General features: G+C 39.0%; 24 protein-coding genes and 1 tRNA gene. 16 read left to right on the forward strand and 9 right to left on the reverse strand.

Annotated elements, in window-relative coordinates; all coding sequences use genetic code 11:
- Positions 1 to 105: 105 nt before the first annotated feature.
- Entirely contained in the window at positions 106 to 957 is an 852-nt protein-coding gene (locus ABW51_RS06050; RefSeq protein WP_053465995.1) for an SDR family oxidoreductase, read from the reverse strand.
- 165 nt (positions 958 to 1,122) lie between these two features.
- On the opposite strand from ABW51_RS06050, the gene ABW51_RS06055 reads away from it, so the two are divergent.
- The 11 genes from ABW51_RS06055 (at position 1,123) to ABW51_RS06105 (ending at position 9,124) form a co-directional block, all read left to right on the forward strand.
- Positions 1,123 to 1,482, forward strand: coding sequence for a winged helix-turn-helix transcriptional regulator (locus ABW51_RS06055; RefSeq protein WP_053465996.1), 360 nt, complete (start codon positions 1,123 to 1,125; stop codon positions 1,480 to 1,482).
- A gap of 56 nt (positions 1,483 to 1,538) precedes the next feature.
- On the forward strand, positions 1,539 to 2,150 hold the full coding sequence (gene rsmG, locus ABW51_RS06060) for a 16S rRNA (guanine(527)-N(7))-methyltransferase RsmG (protein ID WP_053465997.1): 612 nt from the start codon (positions 1,539 to 1,541) through the stop codon (positions 2,148 to 2,150).
- A 119-nt stretch (positions 2,151 to 2,269) separates the two neighbouring features.
- A complete protein-coding gene (locus ABW51_RS06065; RefSeq protein ID WP_053465998.1) occupies positions 2,270 to 2,644 on the forward strand; it encodes an ATP synthase subunit I in 375 nt (124 codons plus the stop codon).
- Between the two features lie 27 nt (positions 2,645 to 2,671).
- Positions 2,672 to 3,460, forward strand: a complete 789-nt coding sequence (gene atpB, locus ABW51_RS06070; RefSeq protein WP_053465999.1) for a F0F1 ATP synthase subunit A — start codon at positions 2,672 to 2,674, stop codon at positions 3,458 to 3,460.
- Positions 3,461 to 3,515: 55 nt separating this feature from the next.
- A complete protein-coding gene (atpE, locus tag ABW51_RS06075) occupies positions 3,516 to 3,770 on the forward strand; it encodes a F0F1 ATP synthase subunit C (RefSeq protein ID WP_005629249.1) in 255 nt (84 codons plus the stop codon).
- Between the two features lie 49 nt (positions 3,771 to 3,819).
- Entirely contained in the window at positions 3,820 to 4,290 is a 471-nt protein-coding gene (gene atpF, locus ABW51_RS06080; RefSeq protein WP_053466000.1) for a F0F1 ATP synthase subunit B, read from the forward strand.
- 12 nt (positions 4,291 to 4,302) lie between these two features.
- Positions 4,303 to 4,836, forward strand: a complete 534-nt coding sequence (gene atpH, locus ABW51_RS06085) for a F0F1 ATP synthase subunit delta (RefSeq protein ID WP_053466001.1) — start codon at positions 4,303 to 4,305, stop codon at positions 4,834 to 4,836.
- A 12-nt stretch (positions 4,837 to 4,848) separates the two neighbouring features.
- On the forward strand, positions 4,849 to 6,390 hold the full coding sequence (atpA, locus tag ABW51_RS06090; RefSeq protein ID WP_005629241.1) for a F0F1 ATP synthase subunit alpha: 1,542 nt from the start codon (positions 4,849 to 4,851) through the stop codon (positions 6,388 to 6,390).
- Between the two features lie 15 nt (positions 6,391 to 6,405).
- Positions 6,406 to 7,275, forward strand: a complete 870-nt coding sequence (gene atpG, locus ABW51_RS06095; RefSeq protein WP_053466002.1) for a F0F1 ATP synthase subunit gamma — start codon at positions 6,406 to 6,408, stop codon at positions 7,273 to 7,275.
- 16 nt (positions 7,276 to 7,291) lie between these two features.
- The gene (gene atpD / locus ABW51_RS06100) at positions 7,292 to 8,665 is read left to right on the forward strand and encodes a F0F1 ATP synthase subunit beta (protein ID WP_005632228.1); all 1,374 of its coding nucleotides are present in this window, start codon (positions 7,292 to 7,294) and stop codon (positions 8,663 to 8,665) included.
- A 30-nt stretch (positions 8,666 to 8,695) separates the two neighbouring features.
- Positions 8,696 to 9,124 carry a F0F1 ATP synthase subunit epsilon gene (locus ABW51_RS06105; protein WP_005629232.1) on the forward strand — a complete coding sequence of 143 codons (429 nt, stop codon included), beginning with the start codon at positions 8,696 to 8,698 and terminating at the stop codon, positions 9,122 to 9,124.
- 43 nt (positions 9,125 to 9,167) lie between these two features.
- Here ABW51_RS06105 and ABW51_RS06110 read toward each other — a convergent pair whose 3' ends face one another.
- From ABW51_RS06110 to selA, 3 genes are read right to left on the reverse strand one after another with little or no spacing between them, the layout of a single operon-like run.
- Positions 9,168 to 10,031: a DUF3298 domain-containing protein gene (locus ABW51_RS06110; protein WP_053466003.1), complete on the reverse strand. Its 864-nt coding sequence runs from the start codon at positions 10,029 to 10,031 to the stop codon at positions 9,168 to 9,170.
- Positions 10,032 to 10,049: 18 nt separating this feature from the next.
- Positions 10,050 to 11,909, reverse strand: coding sequence for a selenocysteine-specific translation elongation factor (gene selB / locus ABW51_RS06115; RefSeq protein ID WP_053466004.1), 1,860 nt, complete (start codon positions 11,907 to 11,909; stop codon positions 10,050 to 10,052).
- Positions 11,906 to 13,291, reverse strand: coding sequence for an L-seryl-tRNA(Sec) selenium transferase (gene selA, locus ABW51_RS06120; RefSeq protein ID WP_053466005.1), 1,386 nt, complete (start codon positions 13,289 to 13,291; stop codon positions 11,906 to 11,908). The genes selB and selA overlap by 4 nt, the downstream gene beginning before the upstream one ends.
- 70 nt (positions 13,292 to 13,361) lie before the next feature.
- Here selA and ABW51_RS06125 point away from each other — a divergent pair.
- Positions 13,362 to 13,456 (forward strand) — tRNA-Sec (locus ABW51_RS06125).
- A 98-nt stretch (positions 13,457 to 13,554) separates the two neighbouring features.
- Here ABW51_RS06125 and ABW51_RS06130 read toward each other — a convergent pair.
- On the reverse strand, positions 13,555 to 15,009 hold the full coding sequence (locus tag ABW51_RS06130) for an aminoacyl-histidine dipeptidase (protein WP_053466006.1): 1,455 nt from the start codon (positions 15,007 to 15,009) through the stop codon (positions 13,555 to 13,557).
- A 106-nt stretch (positions 15,010 to 15,115) separates the two neighbouring features.
- Here ABW51_RS06130 and gpt point away from each other — a divergent pair, with 106 nt between their 5' ends.
- Positions 15,116 to 15,583: a xanthine phosphoribosyltransferase gene (gene gpt, locus ABW51_RS06135; RefSeq protein ID WP_005632242.1), complete on the forward strand. Its 468-nt coding sequence runs from the start codon at positions 15,116 to 15,118 to the stop codon at positions 15,581 to 15,583.
- A gap of 82 nt (positions 15,584 to 15,665) precedes the next feature.
- Here gpt and glpK read toward each other — a convergent pair whose 3' ends face one another.
- The 3 genes from glpK to glpT form a co-directional block, all read right to left on the reverse strand.
- Positions 15,666 to 17,177: a glycerol kinase GlpK gene (gene glpK, locus ABW51_RS06140; protein ID WP_005635293.1), complete on the reverse strand. Its 1,512-nt coding sequence runs from the start codon at positions 17,175 to 17,177 to the stop codon at positions 15,666 to 15,668.
- 20 nt (positions 17,178 to 17,197) lie between these two features.
- Positions 17,198 to 17,992 (reverse strand): MIP/aquaporin family protein, encoded by a 795-nt coding sequence (locus ABW51_RS06145; protein WP_053466007.1) that lies wholly within the window; start codon positions 17,990 to 17,992, stop codon positions 17,198 to 17,200.
- 263 nt (positions 17,993 to 18,255) lie between these two features.
- A complete protein-coding gene (gene glpT, locus ABW51_RS06150) occupies positions 18,256 to 19,698 on the reverse strand; it encodes a glycerol-3-phosphate transporter (RefSeq protein WP_053466008.1) in 1,443 nt (480 codons plus the stop codon).
- A gap of 292 nt (positions 19,699 to 19,990) precedes the next feature.
- On the opposite strand from glpT, the gene glpA reads away from it, so the two are divergent.
- Genes glpA through glpC form a run of 3 tightly spaced genes read left to right on the forward strand, consistent with a single transcriptional unit; the run spans position 19,991 to position 24,262 of the window.
- Positions 19,991 to 21,682 (forward strand): anaerobic glycerol-3-phosphate dehydrogenase subunit A, encoded by a 1,692-nt coding sequence (gene glpA, locus ABW51_RS06155; RefSeq protein WP_053466009.1) that lies wholly within the window; start codon positions 19,991 to 19,993, stop codon positions 21,680 to 21,682.
- On the forward strand, positions 21,672 to 22,970 hold the full coding sequence (gene glpB / locus ABW51_RS06160; protein ID WP_053466010.1) for a glycerol-3-phosphate dehydrogenase subunit GlpB: 1,299 nt from the start codon (positions 21,672 to 21,674) through the stop codon (positions 22,968 to 22,970). The genes glpA and glpB overlap by 11 nt, the downstream gene beginning before the upstream one ends.
- 11 nt (positions 22,971 to 22,981) lie before the next feature.
- Positions 22,982 to 24,262 (forward strand): anaerobic glycerol-3-phosphate dehydrogenase subunit GlpC, encoded by a 1,281-nt coding sequence (gene glpC, locus ABW51_RS06165; RefSeq protein WP_053466011.1) that lies wholly within the window; start codon positions 22,982 to 22,984, stop codon positions 24,260 to 24,262.
- 360 nt (positions 24,263 to 24,622) lie between these two features.
- Here the strand turns inward: glpC and asnA are convergent, their stop codons facing one another.
- A complete protein-coding gene (asnA, locus tag ABW51_RS06170) occupies positions 24,623 to 25,615 on the reverse strand; it encodes an aspartate--ammonia ligase (protein WP_053466012.1) in 993 nt (330 codons plus the stop codon).
- Between the last annotated feature and the right edge of the window lie 95 nt (positions 25,616 to 25,710).

A 25,710-nucleotide genomic window follows, 5' to 3' on the forward strand; every position in this document is an offset into this window, starting at 1 on the left:
ACAATCCTTTAAATAACAGTCTAACTTTTTGGGGTCAGATCAAAATAACCGCACTTTTTAATTAATGACAGTTTATGAATTAATCTATATAAATGGGAAAATGTCTTAGTGAGCAAGCACCTGTTTCACTGCTACATCCAATCCTGCAGTTGGACGGCCAAGCAATTTCTCAAGGATTTTGTCTTCTGAGAATAATGCACCGTTTGACGCATCTACATCCCATTGTGCGATTAAGCCTGCAAAGCCTTCATCTAATCCTGCTTGCACAAGTGCTGCGGCATAATCTGCTGCAAGAATATCCACGTAAGGGATATCTTTACCTGTTTGTTTGCTGATTTCTGCGGCAAGATCAGATAATGCCCAGCTGGTTGATCCGGCAAGCTCGTAAGTTTGGTTTTCATGGCCTTCACCTAAAGCCACATTTACGGCCGCTTCTGCAAGTTCTGCGCGAAGTACGGAGGAAATTTTGCCGTTTTTTGCCGAACCGTAGAAAGCATTGTTCGCTAATGCTGCCGGAATTGAAGCTGTGTAGTTCTCTGTGTACCAGCCATTGCGTAAAATCGTATAAGTGATGCCGGAGGCTTTTAATGCGGCTTCGGTTGCAACGTGTTCACCGGCAAGGGATTTCACAGTATTGTCGTTGGTGGCGCCGAGTAAGCTGGTGTAGATAATATGTTTCACACCTGCTTTTTTTGCCGCTTCAATCACGTTGTTGTGCTGTACAAAACGCTGACCGATTTCATTGCTTGACACCAAAATTAACGTATCCACGCCTTGTAATGCCTCTACTTGCCCTTTTGTTTTTGAATAATCAAATTTGCGGGCTGCTGCTCCTGAAATTTTTCCTGGAGAGCGTACAAGCGCGATGACGTTTGCTTGCTTTGCTTTTAATAAGTCTAATGCGATTGCGCCAAATTGACCTGTTGCACCAGTAATTGCGATAGTTTTAGTAGTCATGATATTTTCCTTCTTGTTAAGTTGAAATGATATTTGAACATTTGATTGTTCGCTTGATGTGGCGTATTATATTTTAAAACTTCCTTTTAGGAAGTACTTATAAAAATGTAAGTTTTGGAAAATTTAAAAATATTTTTTAATTAATTGATTTATAAGGAATTAAAAATGGAAAAAATTTTTGATCGGGGTAATGTATTGGCTTCAGCTTGTCCATCTCGCCAAATTTTGCAACATTTAACCAGTCGTTGGGGTGCATTGGTATTAGTAAGTTTACATTCGGGCACCAAGCGTTTTAGTGAACTTCGCCGTGCTATTGATGGTGTTAGCGAACGTATGTTGACTAAAACCCTGCAGGAATTAGAAGCCGATGGGATGTTAATTCGTAAATCCTATAATACCGTGCCACCGCAAGTGGATTACACATTAACAGAATTTGGGGCTGAAGCTTCCAATAAGATGTTTGAGTTAGTGGATTGGTTGGAAACAAATTTGACAGGAATTTTGGCTGCAACAAAAAAACATTAAGGAAATCTACCGCACTTTTAAGTAAAATAGCGCAATTTTTTAAAGAGATAATAAATATGAAAGCCAAATTAGTCAGTTTACTTGCGCAAGCAAATATAAAAATAAGTGATAAACAAATTCAGCAGTTGATTGATCTTGTCAATTTACTCAATAAATGGAATAAAGCTTATAATTTGACGTCAGTTCGTGATCCACAAGAAATGTTAGTCAAACATATTTTAGATAGTCTTGTTGTAAGCCCTTATTTACAAGGCGATCGTTTCATCGATGTCGGTACAGGCCCTGGCTTGCCTGGTCTACCTTTAGCAATTATTAATCCTTCTAAACAATTTGTTCTCCTTGATAGTTTAGGCAAACGTATTAGTTTTATTAGAAATGCAGTACGTGAGCTTGGGCTCACTAATGTAACGCCTGTTTTGAGTCGAGTAGAAGAATATCAACCTGAAGATAAATTTGATGGCGTATTAAGTCGCGCTTTTGCTTCGTTAAAAGATATGACTGAGTGGTGCCATCATTTACCCAAAGAAAACGGTCATTTTTATTCATTAAAAGGTATTTATCAGGAAGATGAAATTAATGAATTGAATGAAAAATATACTATTCAAGAAGTGATTGAATTACATGTTCCAGAACTTATAGGTGAACGACATTTAATCGTTTTGCGTTAAATAGTTACAATTTTGTAAAAAATTTTCTAAAAGTGTGATTTAGTTAACGTTTTTCAGTGCTTTTTAAGTTGAATCTAATTTGATCAAATGTATAATTAGGGCGTTTTAAGGTTTTAAAAATGTCGAGAATTGTACAACAAGCGAAAGTTCAGTATCAAAAAGCTATTTTTATTGAAATAGTCATTATGCTGCTATTGGCTTGTTTTTTTGCTTTATGGCAAATGAAAAGTGCGCTTGATTTTTTATTCGGATTTCTTTCGGCATTAATTCCTTTTGGTGTTTTTGTGTATGTGGTTTTTTATAGAAAACAACATTTAGCCACAAAATTAACCGCACTTTATAAAGGAGAAGCAATAAAGTTTGTTCTAACCATTGTTTTTATTAGTATTTCATTTAAATACTTTTCGGTTACAAATTTTATTATTTTTTTTAGTGGTTTTTTTATTGCATTAATGTTGAATAATTTAGTTCCATTTTTGCTTCGCCGAATTTGATTTTTATACTTGTACTAAGGGTTTATTATGTCTGGACAAACAACATCGGAATACATTAGCCACCATTTATCCTTTCTTAAAACAGGGGATGGATTTTGGAATGTTCATATAGATACGTTGTTCTTTTCTATTCTTGCTGCGGTTATTTTCCTATTTGTTTTTTCTCGAGTAGGGAAAAAAGCAACAACTGGCGTTCCAGGAAAAATGCAATGCTTAGTTGAAATTGTTGTGGAATGGGTTAATGGAATCGTGAAAGAAAATTTTCATGGTCCACGTAATGTGGTTGCGCCACTTGCATTAACCATTTTCTGTTGGGTATTCATCATGAATGCTATCGACTTAATTCCTGTTGATTTCTTACCTCAATTCTCAGGTTTGTTCGGTATTCATTATCTTCGTGCAGTCCCGACAGCAGATATTAGCGCAACTTTGGGTATGTCCATTTGCGTTTTCTTTTTAATTCTTTTCTACACAGTAAAATCTAAAGGATTCAAAGGTTTAGTTAAAGAATATACGCTTCATCCATTCAACCATTGGGCGTTTATTCCTGTTAACTTTATTCTTGAAACCGTGACTTTATTGGCTAAACCAATTTCACTCGCATTCCGTTTGTTTGGTAACATGTATGCAGGGGAATTGATCTTTATTCTTATCGCTGTGATGTATTCCGCTAATATGGCCATTGCAGCATTAGGGATTCCGTTACATCTTGCTTGGGCTATTTTCCATATTTTGGTTATTACCTTACAGGCTTTCATCTTTATGATGTTGACGGTTGTTTATTTAAGTATTGCTTATAACAAAGCAGATCATTAATCATTTTTTATTAACCGGCTCTAGGGCTAAAACTTAACTTCTATTGGAGAAAATTATGGAAACTGTAATTACAGCTACAATCATCGGTGCATCAATTCTTCTTGCATTTGCTGCATTAGGTACTGCAATTGGCTTTGCTATTCTAGGTGGTAAATTCTTAGAATCATCAGCTCGCCAACCAGAATTAGCATCTAGCTTACAAACTAAAATGTTTATCGTGGCTGGTCTTTTAGATGCGATTGCAATGATTGCTGTTGGTATTTCATTACTTTTCATTTTCGCGAACCCATTCATCGGTTTATTACACTAATCACCTTATTTGCTTATCAACGTAAAACAAGCATAGTAAGGAGGACGTTGTGAATTTAAATGCAACATTGATTGGTCAACTTATCGCATTCGCACTTTTTGTGTGGTTTTGCATGAAGTTTGTTTGGCCACCAATTATTAATGCGATTGAAACACGTCAAAGCCAAATTGCGAACGCTTTAGCGTCAGCTGAAGCAGCTAAAAAAGAGCAAGCAGATACGAAAAATCTTGTTGAACAAGAACTTTCAGCTGCAAAATTACAAGCTCAAGAGATTTTAGATGCTGCGAATAAACGTCGCAATGAAGTATTAGACGAAGTGAAGGCAGAAGCCGAAGAACTAAAAGCAAAAATTATTGCTCAAGGTTATGCAGAAGTAGAAGCAGAACGTAAACGTGTTCAAGAAGAATTACGTCTTAAAGTGGCTTCATTGGCAGTGGCTGGTGCTGAGAAAATTGTGGGTCGTTCTATTGATGAAGCGGCAAACAATGACATTATTGATAAATTAGTTGCAGAGTTATAAGAGGCTTAGCTTATGTCAGAATTAACTACAATAGCTCGCCCTTATGCAAAAGCTGCATTCGACTTTGCCATTGAACAAAGTGCGGTCGAAAAATGGACTGAAATGTTAGGTTTTGCTGCAGCCGTAGCTGAAGATGAAACGGTAAAAGCTTACTTAAGTAGTTCTCTTTCTGCACAGAAATTAGCTGATACAGTAATTTCTATTTGTGGCGAACAATTGGATCAATATGGGCAAAATCTTATTCGGTTAATGGCTGAAAATAAGCGTTTGAGTGCTATTCCTGCGGTGTTTGAAGAATTTAAACATCACGTAGAGGAGCACCAAGCTATTGCAGAAGTTGAAGTAACGTCTGCGCAACCATTGAATGCAACACAAATCGAAAAAATTGCAGCTGTAATGGAAAAAAGATTAGCTCGCAAAGTGAAATTAAATTGCAACGTGGATAACGCACTTATTGCTGGTGTGATTATTCGTACTGAAGACTTTGTGATTGACGGAAGTAGCCGTGGGCAACTTACTCGTCTCGCAAATGAGTTGCAATTATAAGAGGAATACAAGATGCAACTAAATTCAACTGAAATTAGTGAATTGATTAAAAAACGCATCGCTCAATTCGACGTGGTCAGTGAAGCGCGTAATACAGGGACAATTGTTTCTGTAAGCGATGGTATTATTCGCATCCACGGTTTAAGCGATGTAATGCAAGGTGAAATGATCGCCTTACCAGGTAATCGTTATGCGATGGCACTTAACCTTGAACGTGATTCTGTTGGTGCTGTAGTTATGGGACCTTACGCAGATTTAGCGGAAGGTATGGAAGTTCAATGTACAGGTCGTATTCTTGAAGTACCCGTTGGTCGTGGTTTATTAGGTCGTGTAGTTAATACGCTTGGTCAACCAATCGATGGTAAAGGCGAAATTGAAAATGATGGCTTCTCACCAGTAGAAGTGATTGCGCCAGGCGTTATCGATCGTCGTTCTGTTGATCAACCTGTTCAAACCGGTTACAAAGCCGTTGACTCAATGGTGCCAATCGGTCGTGGTCAACGTGAATTAATCATCGGTGACCGTCAAACTGGTAAAACTGCGTTAGCAATTGACGCTATTATTAACCAACGTAATTCAGGTATTAAATGTATCTATGTTGCGATTGGTCAAAAAGCCTCTACTATCGCAAACGTCGTGCGTAAATTAGAAGAACATGGTGCGCTTGCAAATACTATCGTGGTAGCCGCATCTGCATCTGAATCAGCAGCGTTACAATATTTAGCACCTTATGCTGGTTGTGCGATGGGTGAATATTTCCGTGATCGCGGTGAAGATGCGTTAATTGTTTATGATGATTTATCAAAACAAGCCGTAGCTTATCGTCAAATTTCATTATTATTACGTCGTCCACCAGGTCGTGAAGCCTATCCAGGTGATGTGTTCTATTTACATTCTCGTTTACTAGAACGTGCTTCTCGTGTAAACGAAGATTACGTAGAAAAATTCACTAAAGGTGAAGTAAAAGGAAAAACTGGTTCTTTAACCGCACTTCCGATTATTGAAACCCAAGCGGGTGACGTTTCAGCATTCGTTCCAACCAACGTAATTTCTATTACCGACGGTCAGATCTTCTTAGAATCTAACTTGTTTAACTCAGGTATTCGTCCTGCGGTAAACCCAGGTATTTCGGTATCTCGTGTTGGTGGTTCAGCGCAAACTAAAGTTATTAAGAAATTAGCGGGTGGTATTCGTACCGCGCTAGCTCAATATCGTGAATTAGCAGCTTTTGCACAGTTTGCATCAGATCTAGATGATGCGACTCGTAAGCAACTTTCTCACGGTGAAAAAGTAACTGAATTATTAAAACAAAAACAATTTGCTCCATTATCTGTTGCAGAACAAGCGGTTGTATTGTTTGCTGTTGAATTTGGTTATTTGGATGACGTGGAATTATCAAAAATTGCAAGTTTTGAGACCGCACTTTTAGATTATTCTAACCGTAATCACGCTGAGTTTATGCAAGAGCTTACTAAAACCGGTAACTATAATGACGAAATCAAAGATACATTAAAAGGTATTTTAGATAGTTTTAAAGCGAATAGTGCTTGGTAGTAACGGAGAGATAAGATGGCAGGTGCAAAAGAGATAAAAACCAAAATTGCCAGTGTACAAAGTACACAAAAAATTACTAAGGCAATGGAAATGGTGGCGACCTCGAAAATGCGTAAAACGCAGGATCGTATGGCTGCATCTCGTCCGTATTCTGAAACTATCCGTAACGTTATTAGTCATGTGTCTAAAGCAAGTATCGGTTATAAACATCCGTTCTTAGTTGAGCGTGAAGTGAAGAAAATCGGTATCTTGGTTATTTCAACAGATCGTGGTATGTGTGGTGGTTTAAATGTTAATTTATTCAAAACCACACTTAACCAAATCAAAAATTGGAAAGAACAAAATATCTCTACAGATTTGGGCTTAATAGGTTCAAAAGGGATTAGTTTTTTCCGTTCCTTTGGATTTAATATCAAAGGTCAACTTTCTGGTTTAGGCGATATGCCCGCTTTAGAAGAATTAATTGGTGTCGCAAACACAATGTTTGATGCTTATCGTAATGGTGAAATTGATGCAGTTTATATTGCATATAATAAATTTGTTAATACGATGTCGCAAAAACCTGTTGTACAACAATTAGTTCCTTTACCAGAATCTAAAGACGATCATTTAAATGAAAGACAACAGACTTGGGATTATCTTTATGAGCCAGAACCAAAAGTACTATTAGATAGTCTTTTAGTTCGTTATTTAGAATCCCAAATTTATCAAGCGGTTGTAGATAATTTAGCTTCAGAACAAGCGGCTCGAATGGTAGCAATGAAAGCAGCAACTGATAATGCAGGTAATTTAATTAATGATCTGCGGTTGGTGTATAACAAAGCTCGTCAAGCAAGTATCACAAATGAATTGAATGAAATCGTAGCCGGTGCGGCAGCGATTTAAGAAAAGAGGAACGGTAATGTCAGCAGGAAAAATTGTACAAATCATCGGTGCGGTGATTGACGTTGAATTTCCACAAGATGCAGTGCCAAAAGTTTACGATGCATTAAAAGTTGAATCAGGTTTAACACTTGAGGTGCAACAACAATTAGGTGGCGGTGTGGTACGTTGTATCGCATTAGGTGCTTCTGATGGTTTAAAACGTGGTTTAAAAGTAGAAAACACGAATGATCCGATTCAAGTACCGGTAGGCACAAAAACCCTTGGTCGTATTATGAATGTATTGGGTGAACCAATTGACGAACAAGGTCCAATCGGTGAAGAAGAGCGTTGGGCTATCCACCGTTCTGCACCAAGCTATGAAGAACAATCAAACAGTACGGAATTATTAGAAACTGGTATCAAAGTTATCGACTTAATTTGTCCATTTGCTAAAGGTGGTAAAGTTGGTTTATTCGGTGGTGCGGGTGTCGGTAAAACCGTAAACATGATGGAATTAATCCGTAACATCGCGATCGAGCACTCTGGTTACTCTGTATTTGCGGGTGTAGGTGAACGTACTCGTGAAGGTAACGACTTCTATCATGAAATGAAAGATTCTAACGTATTAGATAAAGTATCTTTGGTTTATGGTCAGATGAATGAGCCACCAGGTAACCGTTTACGTGTCGCGTTAACTGGCTTAACTATGGCTGAAAAATTCCGTGATGAAGGTCGTGATGTATTATTCTTCGTGGATAATATCTATCGTTATACCCTTGCTGGTACAGAAGTATCTGCGTTATTAGGTCGTATGCCATCAGCGGTAGGTTACCAACCAACTCTTGCTGAAGAAATGGGTGTGTTACAAGAACGTATCACTTCAACCAAAACAGGTTCTATTACCTCTGTACAAGCGGTATACGTACCTGCGGATGACTTAACTGACCCATCTCCAGCAACAACCTTTGCACACTTAGACTCAACCGTTGTATTAAGTCGTCAAATTGCATCTTTAGGTATCTACCCTGCGGTTGATCCATTAGATTCAACTTCACGTCAGCTAGACCCACTTGTTGTTGGTCAAGAACATTATGATGTTGCTCGTGGTGTACAAGGTATTTTACAACGTTATAAAGAATTGAAAGATATTATCGCAATTCTTGGTATGGACGAATTATCTGAAGAAGATAAATTAGTGGTAGCACGTGCACGTAAAATTGAACGTTTCTTATCACAACCATTCTTCGTTGCTGAAGTATTTAACGGTACTCCGGGTAAATATGTTCCATTAAAAGAAACCATTCGCGGCTTTAAAGGTATTTTAAGCGGTGATTACGACCATATCCCAGAACAAGCGTTCTATATGGTAGGTTCAATCGACGAAGCGCTAGAAAAAGCCAAAAATATGTAATCACTTCAAGTCATTTGAAGGAGAACAAAAATGGCGACATTTAATTTAACAATAGTAAGCGCAGAGCGAAAAATCTTTGAAGGTGAAGTAAAACAAATCCAAGCAACAGGTGTTGAGGGGGAATTAGGTATTCTCCCTGGACACACTCCATTGCTAACGGCAATTAAGCCAGGGATTGTTAAATTTACCCTTCAAGATGGAAATGAAGAAGTTATCTATGTTTCCGGTGGTTTTTTAGAGGTTCAACCAAATATTGTTACGGTACTAGCAGATGTTGCTATCCGTGGTAGTGAATTAGATGCTGATCGTATTCGCGAAGCAAAACGTAAAGCTGAAGAGAACATTGTATCTCATGCATCAGATGTAGATCATGATTTACTGGTTGCGAAACTTTCTAAAGAGTTAGCAAAACTTCGAGCTTATGAATTGACTGAAAAACTCTTGAAAACAAGACGGTAATAAAAAAGTGCGGTGAATTTTCACCGCACTTTTGTTTGTTTCCTTAAAGAAATTTTACATAGTTATTTCGCTTAAATTCAGGTCTAAATAATTCTTCTAGTTGCCCAAAATAGAGAAACAAATCCTGCTCTCCTGCTGCGTAAGGGGCGATTTCATAGACATCATAAATAAAATGTACACCTCTAGAATCTAAGTAAATATTGTTCGATAAATTAAAACTATCGGCTCCAATAAGAGGTTCATATTCCTTGTTGCTATTATTATATTGCTCCCATAAAAGTTTTTTTACTTTCGGTAAATCTTTTTCATTAAATAAATCATTTAATGTCAAAATATGGCGTGTAGTTAGATCAATCGTGAAATAGCGATTGCCTTCTATCCCATGAGCACCACCTTCATAGTCATAATAACTAATAGCAAAGGTTGCAAGTTTTTCTTTTTGTGCAATAAAATCTGTCCACATAGAATGAGAAATACCAAAAGATGGTGTTTCTTTTACTTCTTTTTTGTCTTCCTCAAAAGCTGTTTGATAACGTGCTACAAATTGTTCTCGAGAAATATTTTTCGTTTCTTCGTTTTCAGTCAATTTTTTCCATAACAAATCATTAAGCCAATCAATATTGGTTTTTATTGTTGAAATTGAATACTCAATTTTGGTTTCTTCAGGCTGATAATCTTCTTTCGATTTAGGATGTTTAATAATTTCAGATTGATTAAATATTTCATCATTTTCCACAAAAATTGCTGGGATTGTTTTTTCTATTTGATCTTTTAATTTGGTATTTTCAGCACTGAGTTGTGCTACTGTTTGATTTAGTTGTTTTATTTTTGCTTCAGTATCTTTATCTTGGCAGCCTGTGAGTAAAATGACAGAACTAATTAATGCAGCAACGAGCGTTTTTTTCATACTTTTTTCCTTTTTAAATCATAAATCAAAAACATTCTTATCGCGTAGAATATGGTCATTGCCTTTGCGACGTAAAAATCCCATTCGGTCGAAATATTCCATCAGTTGAACGGTAAGTTTGCGCCCGAAATTCAATTTATCACGTACTTCATTTACTGAAACTTTTCCTTTTTCTTCTGCGATTTGTTTGATGAGCCTTGCATAAGCATAGATGGTTTCAGTTAAGAAAAATCTATCTTTCACGATTGGTGTGAGGTAACCCAATTTCCCAGCTTTATACATAAAATTACGCATGGTACTTTCATCCATCGCCAAGGCATTCGCCATATCACGTACCCAAATGGCTTGACCTTGGGCTTTTTCAAATTCATCGAGTACACTTGACCAATATTTTTGTTCTTCTTGGCTAAATTGGATTTTATGTTCGGGTAAGTGAAGCCAACCTCGAGTTTGCTGTAATCTTCCCTCTTCTAACATTTCATCAATAAAATGATTGATCAAGTTTTCAGGCTGGTGTAAGGCAGTCATTCGATATAATCTGGCTTTGCTTACACCAAGTTGATCATTATGTTGCTCGTGATAAGTATTAAGTGCGGTTAAAATTTGCTGTGTTTTTTCTTGTACGTAATTAGTATTAAAACACCAATCTTGATAACGTACGGCGTCCCGCTCGGCGAGTGCTTTATCTAATTGCAAGGAAGTCAGTTGCTCCGTCCACATTAATTGGCGTGCTGTTGTCGCATTATGTTGAAGGGTAAGTGCAATACGTTGCGAAGCATTTTCTGCCAATGCTAAATTCGCTAAGAAATTTAACCGCACTTCAGTACGTTTATGACGTTTTGGCGAGTTAATTTCCAATACTCGTGCGCCAGCAATTAAGGTTTTTGTATCGCCACTGCGTAAAATAAGTTTGTCTCCAAAAGCCAAGAATAATGGCGAATCTAATATGATTTCAGCTAAAGTGCGGTCATTTTTTGCGACATTTTTTCCTTGTAATAAGGTGAGCTTACCCGTAGTGCGACTCGCTCCGTGATAAATATGCACAGGTTGGCTTTCATTTAATGGTACTTCAGCCAAAATTTGTACACTGATGCGATCTGTTGGTGAGAGGGGTTCATCCTGCAATAACCAATCGCCTCGTTTCATTGGTATGCGGTCTAAATCAGCATTTAAATTTAACGCTAAACGCTGCCCTGCAATACCTTGTTCGCTTGATGTATTTTGTGCGTGAATCGCTTTTACACGAACTTTCTGTCCAGTGGAAAGGTAAAGTTCATCGTTTACTTTCACTGTTCCTGAAAAGGCTGTGCCTGTCACGACGGTGCCCGCCCCTTTTACACTGAATACTCGGTCTATTGCGTAGCGGAAAGGTTTCTGGGTATCAGCCAATTCAGGTAGATTAGCTAAGTAATGACGTAATTCACTAATGCCTTGTCCCGTTTCTGCTGAGGTAACGAAGTAGTTAGCATCGCGTAAAAAACTATAATCTTGTTTAATTGTTTGGATTAACGATTCTATTTGCTCTGAATTTGTACGATCTGCTTTTGTGATGACAACAATAATTTCGTGGAATTGAAGTTGGCGTAATATCGCTAAATGTTCTTTTGTTTGCGCTGCAACGCCTTCATCCGCAGCCACAATTAACATTGCATAATGCACACCACCTAAGCCCGCCAGCATGTTTGACAAGAATTTCTCGTGCCCCGGCACATCAATAAAGCCAAGAACTTTATTTTCTAAAGGCAGATAGGCATACCCCAAATCAATGGTCATACCGCGTTTTTTTTCTTCTGGTAAATGCGCGGTACTTGTGCCAGTTAATGCTTTTAATAATGCTGTTTTGCCGTGATCAACGTGACCTGAAGTGACAATAATCATAGTTCGTCCAATGTATTTAATAATGTTTCAATATCCGCGAGGCTACGTAAGTCTAGCCAAATTTTTCCGTTTTCCATTCGCCCAATAATAGGTTGGGAAAGTTGTTTAAAACGAGATGAAAGTGCGGAAAGTTTTACGTTTGTTTTTTCTTCAATAGTAACAGCAATGGAAGGGATTCTTTCCATTGGTTGTGATCCACTACCGATTTGTGCTTGACTAGCTTCAATTTGAATCTCAAATTGTGAACTTAAGCGAGATTCTAACCGCTCTTTTAGACGCATAGCATTTATTTTGAGTTGCTCTAATGGCTGCGTGAGTAATCGCAAAGTCGGTAATTTTTCAGTTAATTTTTCAGGATTTAAATATAAACGTAATGTGGCTTCTAAGCCGGCTAAAATGACTTTATCGCAACGTAATACACGCTTGAGAGGATGGGCTTGTAATTGTTCGATCCATTCTTTTTTACCCACGATAATACCTGCTTGCACACCGCCAAGTAATTTATCGCCAGAGAAAGAGACCAAATCTACGCCTTGGGCGACTTTTTCTTGCACGGTCGGTTCTTTTGGCAAGCCATATTGGCTTAAATCAACTAACGCACCACTGCCTAAATCCGTTACTACGGGCACATTCATTTCTCGCCCCAGCTCTGAGAGTTCTTCTTCTGAAACTGAAGAAGTAAAACCACAAATTTGATAATTGCTGCTATGCACTTTCATTAAAAAAGCCGTATTTTCAGTGATAGCATTGCGATAATCTTTCAGGTGAGTACGATTAGTGGTGCCCACTTCCACTAAATGACATCCAGCTTGTTCCATAATATCTGGAATACGAAATGAGCCGCCAATTTCAATTAATTCGCCACGAGAAATAATTACTTCTTTACCTTGAGCAAAGGTCGCTAACATTAACAATACCGCAGCGGCGTTGTTATTCACTATACAGGCTGCTTCAGCACCTATGAGTTTGCATAATAATTCACTGATGTAATTATCGCGATGACTACGCTTACCTTCATCTAAATCATATTCAAGCGAAACATTTTTCTGCATCGCAGAAAGCGCTGCCTGTTGTGCTGCTTCAGACCAAAGTGCCCGCCCAAGATTTGTGTGTAACACCGTGCCAGTCAGATTATGTACCGCTTTGATTTGTACTTGGTTTTGTTTTTGTAGGCGAGAATGAATTTCTATAAAAGTGCGGTCAGAATTAGAAAAATATTCAGGAAGTTGATTGTTTTTTTGAATAAATTGACGAGCTTGCGTTAATAATTCTCGACATATTGCCACGACTGCAGTGTGACCAAATTCGGTAATGAGTTGTAGGCCTTGAGGTGTTTTGAGAATTTTGTCAACGGAAGGAAGTTGTTGAAAAAGTGCGGTCATTTTTGAATCCGTTTAAAATAACGTTGAATTGCTGATTAATTTACGCTAAAGTAACCGCAATTTCAACTACGGAGGGGCGTCATCTCCGGTGAGGTGGCAGGATTTCAAATCCTGTTGAGGACGCCAGCGTTCTTGGGTGGGTTCGACTCCCATTCCCCTCCGCCAATTCTATATATTTCATTTTTATCATTTCTATTTTTTATAAAAATAAAAGCGGTCAAAACCGTTTTTAATTTTGACCGCTCTTTAGGATTAATACCTAATTATTTTGCTGGAATGTCCGCGAGTACTCTTGTCAATAAATCCCAATAAGTTTGTACCGTTGCAATTTCCACTTTCTCATCTGGTGAGTGAGCATTTCGAATTGTTGGCCCAACTGAAATCATTTCTATGTGTGGATAATGTTCTTTTAAAAGACCACATTCTAATCCTGCGTGAATGACTTTCACTACAGGTTGCTCGCCTAGCACTTCAGCATAATGTTTGCGAGTAACGTCTAAGATGGTTGAGTCATTTACAGGTTGCCAGCCAGGATAAGGCGCAGAAAACTCAACTTTTGCATTTGCTAAGATTGCAAGTGAGCTAAGCATTTCAGTCACGTAATATTTACCGCTTTCAATTAATGAACGAACTAAAATAGTGCTTTTTACAACATTGCCTTCTGTTTTCAATACGCCAACGCTTAATGAACTTTCTACAACATTTTTAACTACATCACTATTGCGGATTACGCCGTTTGGCAATACGTTGAGTGCGTTAATAACCGTTTGAGTGCTTTGTGCTGTGAATACGGTAGGGGATTTTTCTGCAAATTCTACAAAAAGTGTGAAATTAGGTTCTGCAATTGCTAATTCTTCTTTAAGCACAACCGCAAGATTTTCTACCGCATTTTCTATGGTTTTTACATCGCCATTAAAGGCTAACACAGCCGCTGCTTCTCGAGGAATTGCATTACGAATTGAACCACCACGAATTTCAGAGAGAGCAAAGTGCGGTTCATTTTGAGAGAGTTTTGCTAATACTCGTGCTAAGACTTTAATTGCATTTGCACGCCCTGTGTGAATATCGCCGCCAGAGTGGCCGCCACGTAAACCTTTAAGGGTGATTTGTGCGCTGTGCTCAAACGTATTAGTTTCATATTGAACGGGAATTTCAAAGTTTGCGTTAATTCCGCCCGCACAACCAATGTAAATTTCGCCAATTTCTTCGGTATCTGTATTGATTAAAATTTCAGATTGTAACCAGTTATGACGTAAGCCTTTTGCGCCATCCATGCCGGTTTCTTCTGTCATTGTTAAAAGCACTTCAAGAGGTGGATGCGCTAAATCATCGCTTTCTAACACCGCTAAAGTAGAGGCTAAACCGATACCATTGTCAGATCCTAACGTTGTGCCTCGTGCTTTTACCCATTCTCCATCAATATAAGGTTGAATAGGATCTTTGGTAAAATCATGCGGGTTACCTTCATTAGCCTGTGGCACCATATCTAAGTGCGCTTGTAGAACAACAGGCGTGTGATTTTCCATTCCTTTCGTTGCGGGTTTACGAATGAGAACATTCCCCACTTCATCGCGTTCAACAAAAAAATTCTTTTCTTTCGCCCAATTTACAATAAAGTTAGCTAACACATCTTCATGATGAGAAGGGTGAGGGATTGCACAGATTTGATCGAACCATTTCCATAACAATGAAGGTTGAAGTGTTGTAATTTCAGACATATTTGCTCCTTTTTACTGAAAATATTCACGAAATAATAGCATAAAACACCATTTCGGGTTATCCTTACGCAATTTTTATTTATCGATAAATTTCTAAGGTGCAATTATGAGCGAAAAATATGTGGTGACTTGGGATATGTTTCAAATGCATGCCCGCAAATTATCAGAACGTTTACTTCCGGCTTCTCAATGGAAAGGTATTATTGCGGTGAGTCGCGGTGGTTTATTTCCAGCAGCTGTTTTGGCTCGTGAGTTAGGTCTTCGCCATATTGAGACTGTTTGTATCGCAAGTTATCACGATCATAACAATCAAGGTGAATTACAAGTTCTTCATGCCGCTCAAGTGCCAAATGGCGGAGAAGGGTTTATCGTAGTAGATGATTTAGTTGATACGGGTAATACAGCGCGTGCGATTCGTCAAATGTACCCTAATGCAAAATTTGTAACTGTATTTGCAAAACCTGCAGGTGCAGAATTAGTAGATGATTACGTGATTGATATTCCACAAAATACTTGGATTGAGCAACCTTGGGATTTAGGTTTAACCTTCGTTCCACCTCTCTCTAGAAAATAATTTTTATACAGATACAGAATAAAAGAGCGGTCAAAATAAAAGAAGTTTTGACCGCTCTTTTGTATGAGAATTAATTTATAAATTATTCTTCATCTTCTTTTGCCCATTCTAATGAGCGTTTAACTGCTTTTTTCCAGCCTTTGTAGCGACGTTCGCGTTTTTCATTGTCGCTGTCTGGACTGAAGGTGCGTTCTACACGGGCTTTATCGCGAAGCTCGTCTAAATCTTTCCAAAAGCCTGTTGCTAAACCAGCAAGATAAGCGGCACCTAGAGCGGTTACTTCTTTCACGACAGGGCGTTCAACATTTACATCTAAAATATCAGCTTGGAATTGCATTAAGAAATTATTGTTTGTCGCGCCACCATCTACACGGAGATATTGTAAGCGTTCACCCGAATCTGATTGCATAGCCTCTAAGACATCGCGGGTTTGGTAAGCGATAGATTCTAAGGTTGCACGAACAATATGATTACGGTTTGCACCGCGAGAAAGGCCAAAAATTGCACCGCGCGCATATGGATCCCAATATGGTGCACCTAAACCCGTGAAAGCTGGAACAACATATACGCCATTACTATCTGTCACTTTTTGTGCGAAGTATTCAGAGTCAAAACTATCGTGAACAATTTTGAGTTCATCACGGAGCCATTGGATTGATGCACCCGCGATAAATACAGAACCTTCTAAGGCATATTCTGGTTCGCCTTTTGCATTACAAGCAATGGTTGTGAGAAGTCCATTTTTGGATGTAATGGCTTTGTTACCTGTGTGGAGCAACATAAAGCAGCCTGTGCCATAAGTGTTTTTGGCTTGGCCTGCATGTACGCAAAGATGTCCGTAAAGCGCAGCTTGTTGGTCGCCCGCAATCCCTGCAACAGGAATACGAACGCCGCCTTTACCACCGATATTGGTTTGGCCGTAAATTTCAGAGGAATTACGCACTTCAGGTAACATTGAACGAGGAATATTCAAGATTTCAAGCATCTTGTCATCCCATTGTTTGGTGTGAATGTTAAATAACATGGTACGAGATGCATTGGTATAATCGGTTACGTGCACTCGGCCTTGAGTCAGTTTCCATACAAGCCAAGTATCAACGGTACCAAATAATAATTCGCCTCGTTCTGCTTTTTCTCGAGCACCTTCAACGTTATCCAAAATCCATTTTACTTTTGTACCAGAGAAGTAAGGATCAACCACTAGGCCAGTGGTATTACGAATGTATTCTTCATGACCATCGGCTTTTAATTTATCGGTAATGTCTGCTGTACGGCGACATTGCCATACAATAGCGTTGTAAACAGGCGTACCCGTTGCTTTTTCCCATACAATGGTGGTTTCACGTTGGTTGGTGATACCGATAGCGGCTATTTCATCAGATGTAATGCCCGCTTTGGCAACGACTTCATTTAAGGTTGAGCTTTGAGTTGCCCAAATTTCCATTGGGTTATGTTCTACCCAGCCAGCTCGAGGGTAGATTTGGGTAAATTCACGTTGTGCTATTTCAACCACATTCGCATTATGATCTAATAATACTGCGCGAGAGCTTGTTGTGCCTTGGTCTAATGCAATGATGTATTTTTTGTCTGTCATAGTATTACTCCTTCAAATAATTATTTACTATCGCAATTACAAGGTAAATTGCTGCCAATTGCTTTTTTGTATAACCATGCACCAGCTAATGCGCCTAAAACAGGTGCAACCATTGGAACGATAAAATAAGGGATTTCGCGACCGCCTGTTAAAGCGAGTTCGCCCCAGCCAGCGAGGTAAGCGAAAAATTTTGGTCCGAAGTCACGAGCTGGATTCATGGCAAAACCTGTTAATGGGCCCATAGCACCGCCGATAACCGCAATTAATACACCGATTAATAATGGAGCAAGTGGACCACGAGGTACACCGTTTCCATCGTCAGTTAATGCCATAATTAATGCCATAAGAATTGCAGTAATCACAAATTCCACAGCAAAGGCTCCACCAATGCTTAAACTTGGATGAGGATAAGTGGAGAATGTACCCGCAAGGCTTAAACTTTCTTGTGTACCACGAACAATGTTGTGGGCTGTTTCATAATCAATAAAAACATTGCGGTATAAGGTATAAACTAATGCTGCAGCAAAGAATGCGCCTAGCATTTGTGAAATGATGTAAGGAATTACTTTTTTGCCGTCAAAGCAAGCAAATTTCCAAAGGGCAATGGTTACTGCAGGGTTTAGATGTGCACCAGATAAACCAGCTGTTGCATATACTGCAAGTGCAACGCCCATCCCCCACATAATGCTGATTTCCCACAAGCCAAAACTAGCGCCAGCTACTTTTAGTGCTGCAACGCAGCCCACACCAAAGAAAATCAATAAGGCTGTACCTAAAAACTCGCCAATACAGTTCGCTTTTAATGATTTATCCATAGATCACTCCTTAGAAGTGCGGTTGAAATGAAGGGTGTTTTCCCTAAATAAAAGGGAAGAAGAATTTATTAGAATAGAATACGGAGTTTTTTGAAATAGCCTCCTTATTTGAATTCTAGGTTAGAACACCTAGATTGATTATGATGTTACTCTGTTAGAGTAGCCTTTTGACTTCTAATTGAAACCTATTTAATTGTGTTTTTTTCAGAATTTGTTACAAAAAAGGCGACTAAGCAATTTGCCCGCCGCCTTTTTTAAGCTAATTATTTAGTACCGTAGGTATCGCCTAATTTCGCTTTGTGTTTTCCTTCTTCAACCATTACGATTAAGAGTAATAACACCGCTAATACACCACCGCCGATCATTACGTAGAAACCACCGTCCCATCCGTAATGTTGAGCTGCCCAACCGATAACTGCAGATGCAGAAACTGTACCACCTAAGTAACCGAATAAACCAGTGAAACCTGCTGCAGTACCTGCTGCTTTTTTCGGTGCTAACTCAAGCGCGTGTAAACCGATTAACATTACAGGACCATAGATTAAGAAACCGATTAAAGTCATTAAAATGAAGTCAGTTAATTGGTATGGGTTTTGATACCATGCGCTGTAGTTTGCTAATTCAGCTTCTGGTGTAGCTGGGTTCATCCAGTACGCAACAACCGCTGCAGTAGTTAAGATCATGAAGATGAAACCTGTTAAACCACGTTTACCTTTGAACACTTTATCTGATACCCAACCACATAATAATGTACCCGGAACCGCTGCTAATTCATAGATTGTGTATGCCCATGCGGTACCTTTGATGTTGAAGTGTTTTACTTCGCTCAAGTAAACCGGAGACCATTTTAATACGCCGTAGCGGATTAAATAGACGAACACGTTAGCAATCGCGATGTACCATAACAATTTGTTTTTTAATACATAAGTTACGAAGATTTCTTTTGCAGTTAAATCGTTTTCGTAAGTTTTTTCGTTATAGTCATCAGGGTAATCATTACGCCATTTTTCGATTGATGGTAAACCACAAGATTGTGGAGTATCACGCATGACGAAGTACACAGGAATTGCACAGATCATCGCTGCAATACCAGGATAGTATAAAGATTGTTGCCAGATGTCTTTTGCTTGCGCTTCAATACCGTGAGTACTGAAGAAAATTGCACTAGCTAATAACACCATTGCACCTGGCATCATACCACCGATATTATGCGCTGTATTCCAAATTGACACGATAGTACCGCGTTCAGATTTAGACCACCAGTGCACCATTGTACGACCACATGGAGGCCAACCCATACCTTGGAACCAACCATTTAAGAAGATCATCACCCACATGATAGCGATACCAGAGGTCGCCCATGGGAATAGACCCATTAAGGTCATACATAAACCAGATAGTAATAAACCAAATGGTAGGAATACACGAGGGTTAGAACGGTCAGACATACCAGCCATTACGAATTTTGATAAACCGTAAGCAAGACCAGCTGCAGAACCGATTACACCAAGCTCAGCTTTTGTATAAAGGCCAGCTTGAATTAAACCAGGTTGTGCTAAGTCAAAGTTTGCACGCACGAAATAGTATGCGGCATAACCAAAGAAGATCCCTGCGAATACTTGCCAACGTAAGCGTTTATACGTGGAATCAATTTTTTCCGCCGGAAGTTCCGCAATATGCGGAGCGGGTTTGAATGGTCCAAACATAATTTTTTCTCCAACTTTTAATTATGTGTAAGTTTTATTCACCCTTTATTAGACAGTAAGGGATAGGCGCATAATAAAAGAAAATAAAAAATAAGGAAGTAAAAAAAGTAAAAAATGTGAAGTGTTTCACAAAAATTTTACACCATTTGAGCGAATGCGAAAATTATTGTGATCGGTATCACAAAATTGTTTTCTTTTGCGCTCAAAATGTTGTTAATTTTGCCGCACTTCTCTACAATGCCTGTGATTTTTATATTACTTTTTTGTTAAATTTTGGGAATTGGGGGTAAACATGGGATTATCGCCTAGCATATATAAAGATGTTGGAGATTTTTCGCCACTCAGTACCGATGTCATTATTATCGGTGGTGGCGCAACGGGTGCTGGTATTGCGCGTGACTGTGCACTTCGTGGTATTGATTGTATTTTATTGGAACGCCGCGATATTGCGACCGGTGCGACAGGACGTAACCACGGATTATTACACAGCGGTGCACGTTATGCCGTGAACGACCAAGAATCTGCTGAAGAATGTATTAAAGAAAACCGCATTTTGCGCAAAATTGCGCGTCATTGCGTAGATGAAACGGAAGGCTTATTTATCACGTTGCCTGAAGATTCTCTCGACTATCAAAAAACCTTCCTTGAGAGTTGTGCAAAATCTGGAATTGATGCGCAAGCCATTGATCCTGACTTAGCTAAAATTATGGAGCCTTCTGTAAATCCAGATTTAGTGGGGGCTGTTGTTGTGCCAGATGGTTCTATTGACCCATTCCGTTTAACGGCCTCTAATATGATGGATGCGACAGAAAACGGCGCAAAAATGTTCACTTATTGCGAAGTAAAAAATTTGATTCGTGAAGGTGGAAAAGTGATTGGTGTGAATGTGTTCGATCACAAAAATCGTAGAGAACGCCAATTTTTTGCACCGCTTGTTGTGAATGCTGGTGGTATTTGGGGACAAGGGATTGCGGAATATGCCGATCTCAAAATCAAAATGTTCCCAGCGAAAGGTGCATTGCTCGTAATGGGCCATCGCATTAATAAACTTGTCATTAACCGCTGCCGTAAACCAGCTGATGCCGATATTCTAGTTCCAGGCGACACAATTTGTGTTATTGGTACAACGTCAAGCCGTATTCCTTATGATCAAATTGATAATATGCAAGTGACGCCAGAAGAAGTGGATATTCTTTTCCGTGAAGGTGAAAAACTTGCCCCGAGCTTGCGTCATACTCGCGTATTACGTGCTTATGCTGGGGTGCGTCCATTAGTTGCGAGCGATGATGATCCATCAGGTCGTAATGTGAGCCGTGGTATTGTGCTACTTGACCACGCAGAACGTGATGGCTTAGATGGCTTTATTACTATCACTGGCGGTAAGTTAATGACTTATCGTTTAATGGCTGAATGGGCGACCGACCTTGTTTGTAAAAAACTTAATAAAACGGCTCGTTGTGTAACAGCGGAGCAACCTTTGCCGGGCTCTACTGAAAGTCGTCAAGAGACCAACCAAAAAGTCATTTCATTACCAAGTACCATTCGTTATTCTGCTGTGTATCGTCATGGTTCACGTGCTACTCGTTTGCTTGAAAAAGAACGTTTAGATCGTTCAATGGTGTGTGAATGTGAAGCGGTGACGGCGGGCGAAGTGCGCTATGCAATTGATGAACTTAGCGTAAATAACATTGTGGATTTACGTCGCCGTACTCGTGTTGGTATGGGTACTTGCCAGGCTGAGCTTTGTGCATGTCGTGCTGCTGGCTTAATGAACCGTTTTGAGGTGGCAACACCAACTCAATCAACCACTCAACTTTCTGCTTTTATGGAAGAACGCTGGAGAGGTATTGAGCCGATTGCTTGGGGTGAAGCTATTCGCGAAGCCGAATTTACATCTTGGATGTATGGTAGCGTATTAGGTTTAAATGATGTGAAACCACTTGATGAACAAGCACAACAAGGGACGGATAGCAATGAATTTTGATGTAGCCATTATTGGCGGTGGTTTGGCGGGTTTAACCTGTGGCATCGCCCTTCAACAACGCGGCAAACGTTGCGTGATTATCAACAACGGTCAAGCAGCCATTGATTTTGCATCCGGCTCTTTAGATTTATTAAGCCGTATGCCATCAACCAAAAATGGAGAAGGTCGCGCGGTAGAAAATTTAAAAGAAAATATCACCGCACTTCGTAATGAATTGCCAGCCCATCCTTATAGTTTATTGGGCGCAGAGAAAGTGCTTGCTAAAGCACAAGATTTTGAACGTTTAGCCAATGAATTAAATCTTGATTTACTTGGTTCTACGGAAAAGAACCATTGGCGTGTAACAGGCTTAGGCAGTTTACGTGGTGCGTGGCTTTCACCAAATAGTGTGCCAACTGTACAAGGCAATGAACGTTTTCCGCATAAACGTATTGCAGTGCTTGGTATCGAAGGTTATCACGATTTTCAACCTCAACTTTTAGCGGCGAATTTGGTGTTAAATCCACAATTTGAGCATTGTGAGGTGACCAGTGGTTTCTTAAATATTCCACAATTAGATGAACTTCGCAAAAATGCTCGTGAGTTCCGTAGTGTAAACATCTCTCAACTTCTAGAGCACAAACTTGCGTTCAATGATCTCGTTAAAGAAATTATTGAATCAGCGCAAGGCGCAGAAGCCGTATTTTTACCGGCTTGTTTTGGTTTAGAAAACCAAGAATTTATGACCGCACTTCGTGATGCAACTAAACTCGCATTATTTGAATTACCAACGTTGCCACCATCATTACTTGGTATGCGTCAACGTATTCAATTACGCCGTAAATTTGAATCCCTTGGCGGTTTAATGATTAATGGTGATAGTGCATTGAGCGCAACATTTGAAGGAAATCAAGTACGTTGTATCAACACTCGCTTGCTCGAAGATGAGGAAATTACCGCAGATAATTTCGTACTAGCTTCAGGCAGTTTCTTCAGTAAAGGTCTCATTTCTGAATTCGATAAAATTTATGAGTCAGTTTTTGAATCCGATATTATCGGTGTTGAAGGGTTTAACGATAAAGATCGTTTCACTTGGACTGCTCATCGTTTTGCTCATCCACAACCTTATCAATCAGCCGGTGTGGCAATAAATGCTCAATGCCAAGTGCAAAAGAGCGGTCAATATTTAACGAATTTATATGCCGTCGGTAATGTAATTGGTGGGTTTAATGCGCTTGAGCTTGGTTGTGGTTCGGGTGTCGCAGTTGTAACAGCCTTGGCAGTTGCTGATGAAATCTTGGCGAAATAAGGGGGAATAATATGGATAATAATATTCAACGACTCATTGATAGTGCAAAGCAATCCATTAATTCACCTGAAAGCCATAAATATATCGACGAAAGTTTTGAAAGCTGTATTAAATGTACGGCTTGTACCGCTGTTTGTCCGGTTTCACACAACAATCCGCTTTATCCTGGTCCAAAACAATCAGGCCCAGATGGTGAGCGTTTACGCTTAAAATCTGCAGAACTTTACGATGAAGCACTTAAATATTGTACCAACTGTAAACGTTGTGAAGTGGCTTGTCCATCTGATGTGAAAATCGGTGATTTAATTGTGCGTGCGCGTAATAATCACTTAGCACAGTCTAAAAAACCGTTAATGAATAAATTGCGTGATGCGATTTTAAGTAACACTGATGTAATGGGGAAAATCAATACGCCATTAGCGCCGATTGTAAACACCATCACAAGTCTAAAAGCCACCAAATTTATGTTGGAAAAAACGCTAAAAATCAGTAAAGAACGTACTTTACCTAAATATGCGTTTGGCACGTTCCGTAGCTGGTATATGAAAAATGCGTTACAAGACCAACAAAAATTTGAGCGTAAAGTCGCGTATTATCATGGTTGCTATGTGAACTATAATAATCCACAGCTTGGTAAAGAATTCCTTAAAGTGTTCAATGCGATGAACATTGGAGTGATGTTACTAGAAAAAGAAAAATGCTGTGGTTTACCATTAATGGTGAACGGTTTCCCAGAGCGTGCACGTAATATTGCACAGTTCAATACCGATTACATTGGAAAAATGGTAGATGAAAATGGACTAGACGTGATCAGTGAAGCATCGAGCTGTTCACTTAATCTGCGTGATGAATACCACCATGTTTTAGGTATCGACAATGCTAAAGTGCGTCCGCATATTCATATGGTGACGCCATTCTTATACCAACTGTTCAAAGAAGGTAAAACATTACCATTGAAACCACTTAAACTTCGAGTGGCTTATCACACCGCTTGTCACGTAGATAAGGCGGGTTGGGCACCTTATACTTTGGAAGTGTTGAAAAAAATTCCTGGTTTAGAAATCATTATGTTACCTAGCCAATGTTGTGGTATTGCTGGGACTTACGGTTTTAAATCAGAAAACTATGAGGTTTCACAATCTATTGGTAAAAACCTATTCGATAATATTAACGAAGGTGGGTTTGATTACGTCATATCTGAATGCCAAACCTGCAAATGGCAAATTGATATGTCATCCAATGTGACCTGTATTCACCCATTAACCTTACTCTGCATGTCGATGGATGCTTAGAAATAAGAAAAATGCACTTTGTAATGAAAGTGCATTTTTTATAAGTAGAAAAAAGTGCGGTAAATTTTATTTGTATCCAAAAAGCTAGACTAAACAAATTAACCATTGAGATGAAGATTTTATTATGGGTAAACATTACACAATCAAATTTAAAATAGGTTATCCAACCAATTCTGAATAGGAAAATGAGTATCAACAGATACTGCTAGTTTTTATAATAAATAAGATCAATGGTTCAAACCAAGGCTGGCGTATCAAATGGCAACTTATCGATGTTCAACTGAAATTAAAAGGACTGAATTCGACACAATATCATCATCAGTCCTTAATTAAATAGTCTAGGTTTTGTGGCAAATCAATTTACAGAATGTTTGAAAATTCTTCTAACATTTCTTTTGGCCATACGCTTGATTGCACTTCACCAATATGTTTTTTACGAAGTAAAAGCATCGCTAAGCGAGATTGACCGATACCACCGCCGATAGTTAATGGTAATTTCCCGCCTAATAAATCTTGGTGCCAATCCATTTTTAAACGGTCTTCATCGCCTGTTAAGCCAACTTGTAAGCGTAATGCACTTTCATCGACACGGATACCCATTGAGGAAAGTTCAAAGGCTTTGCCTAATTGGTCGTTCCATACCAAAATATCGCCATTTAATCCTTTGTAGCCATTTTCAGATTCTGTTGTCCAGTCATCATAATCTGGTGCGCGGCCATCGTGAGGTTTGCCATCTGAAAGTTTGCCACCAATTCCGATCAAGAATACTGCGCCGTATTCTTTACAAATTGCGTTTTCACGTTCTTTACTGCTTAAATCTGGATAGCGTTTGACTAAATCTTCACTATGCACAAAGGTAATCTGTTTTGGAAGAATGGAAGGAATATCAAAACGTGCTTCTACGGCTAATTCCGTTAAACGAATAGCACGATAAATAGAATTTACCGTTTCTTTTAAGTATGCAAAATTACGACGACCTTCAGGAATCACTTTTTCCCAGTCCCATTGATCCACATAAACAGAGTGAGTTGGGTCAAGAGAATCTTCATCTGGACGCAATGCTTTCATATGAACAAACAAGCCTTCGCCTTCTTTAAATTTGAAGCGAGCCAATGTATGGCGTTTCCATTTCGCAAGAGAATGTACAACTTCAAATACCGCATTTGGAATACATTTCACATTAACCTGTACGGCTTTTTCAATGCCAGATAAGTTATCTTGCATTCCGTTACCCACTTGGCTCAAGATCGGGCCTTGCACTTCAATAATGCCAAGTTGTTCAATAAGATTTTGGGTGAAAGTGTTCTTCACAAAGCTGATTTCTTGTTGTTGTAAAATAAATGTCTTTTTCATTTTGATAACCTTTTTAAAGAGAAGTAATGTTTTTGAGTATTATTCAGTAAATAATGATTTTATTTCAAGTATTTTGTTTACTTTCTTTTTCTAGT

This window comes from Haemophilus sp. C1 (assembly GCF_001276515.1).
Lineage (GTDB): Bacteria > Pseudomonadota > Gammaproteobacteria > Enterobacterales > Pasteurellaceae > Haemophilus.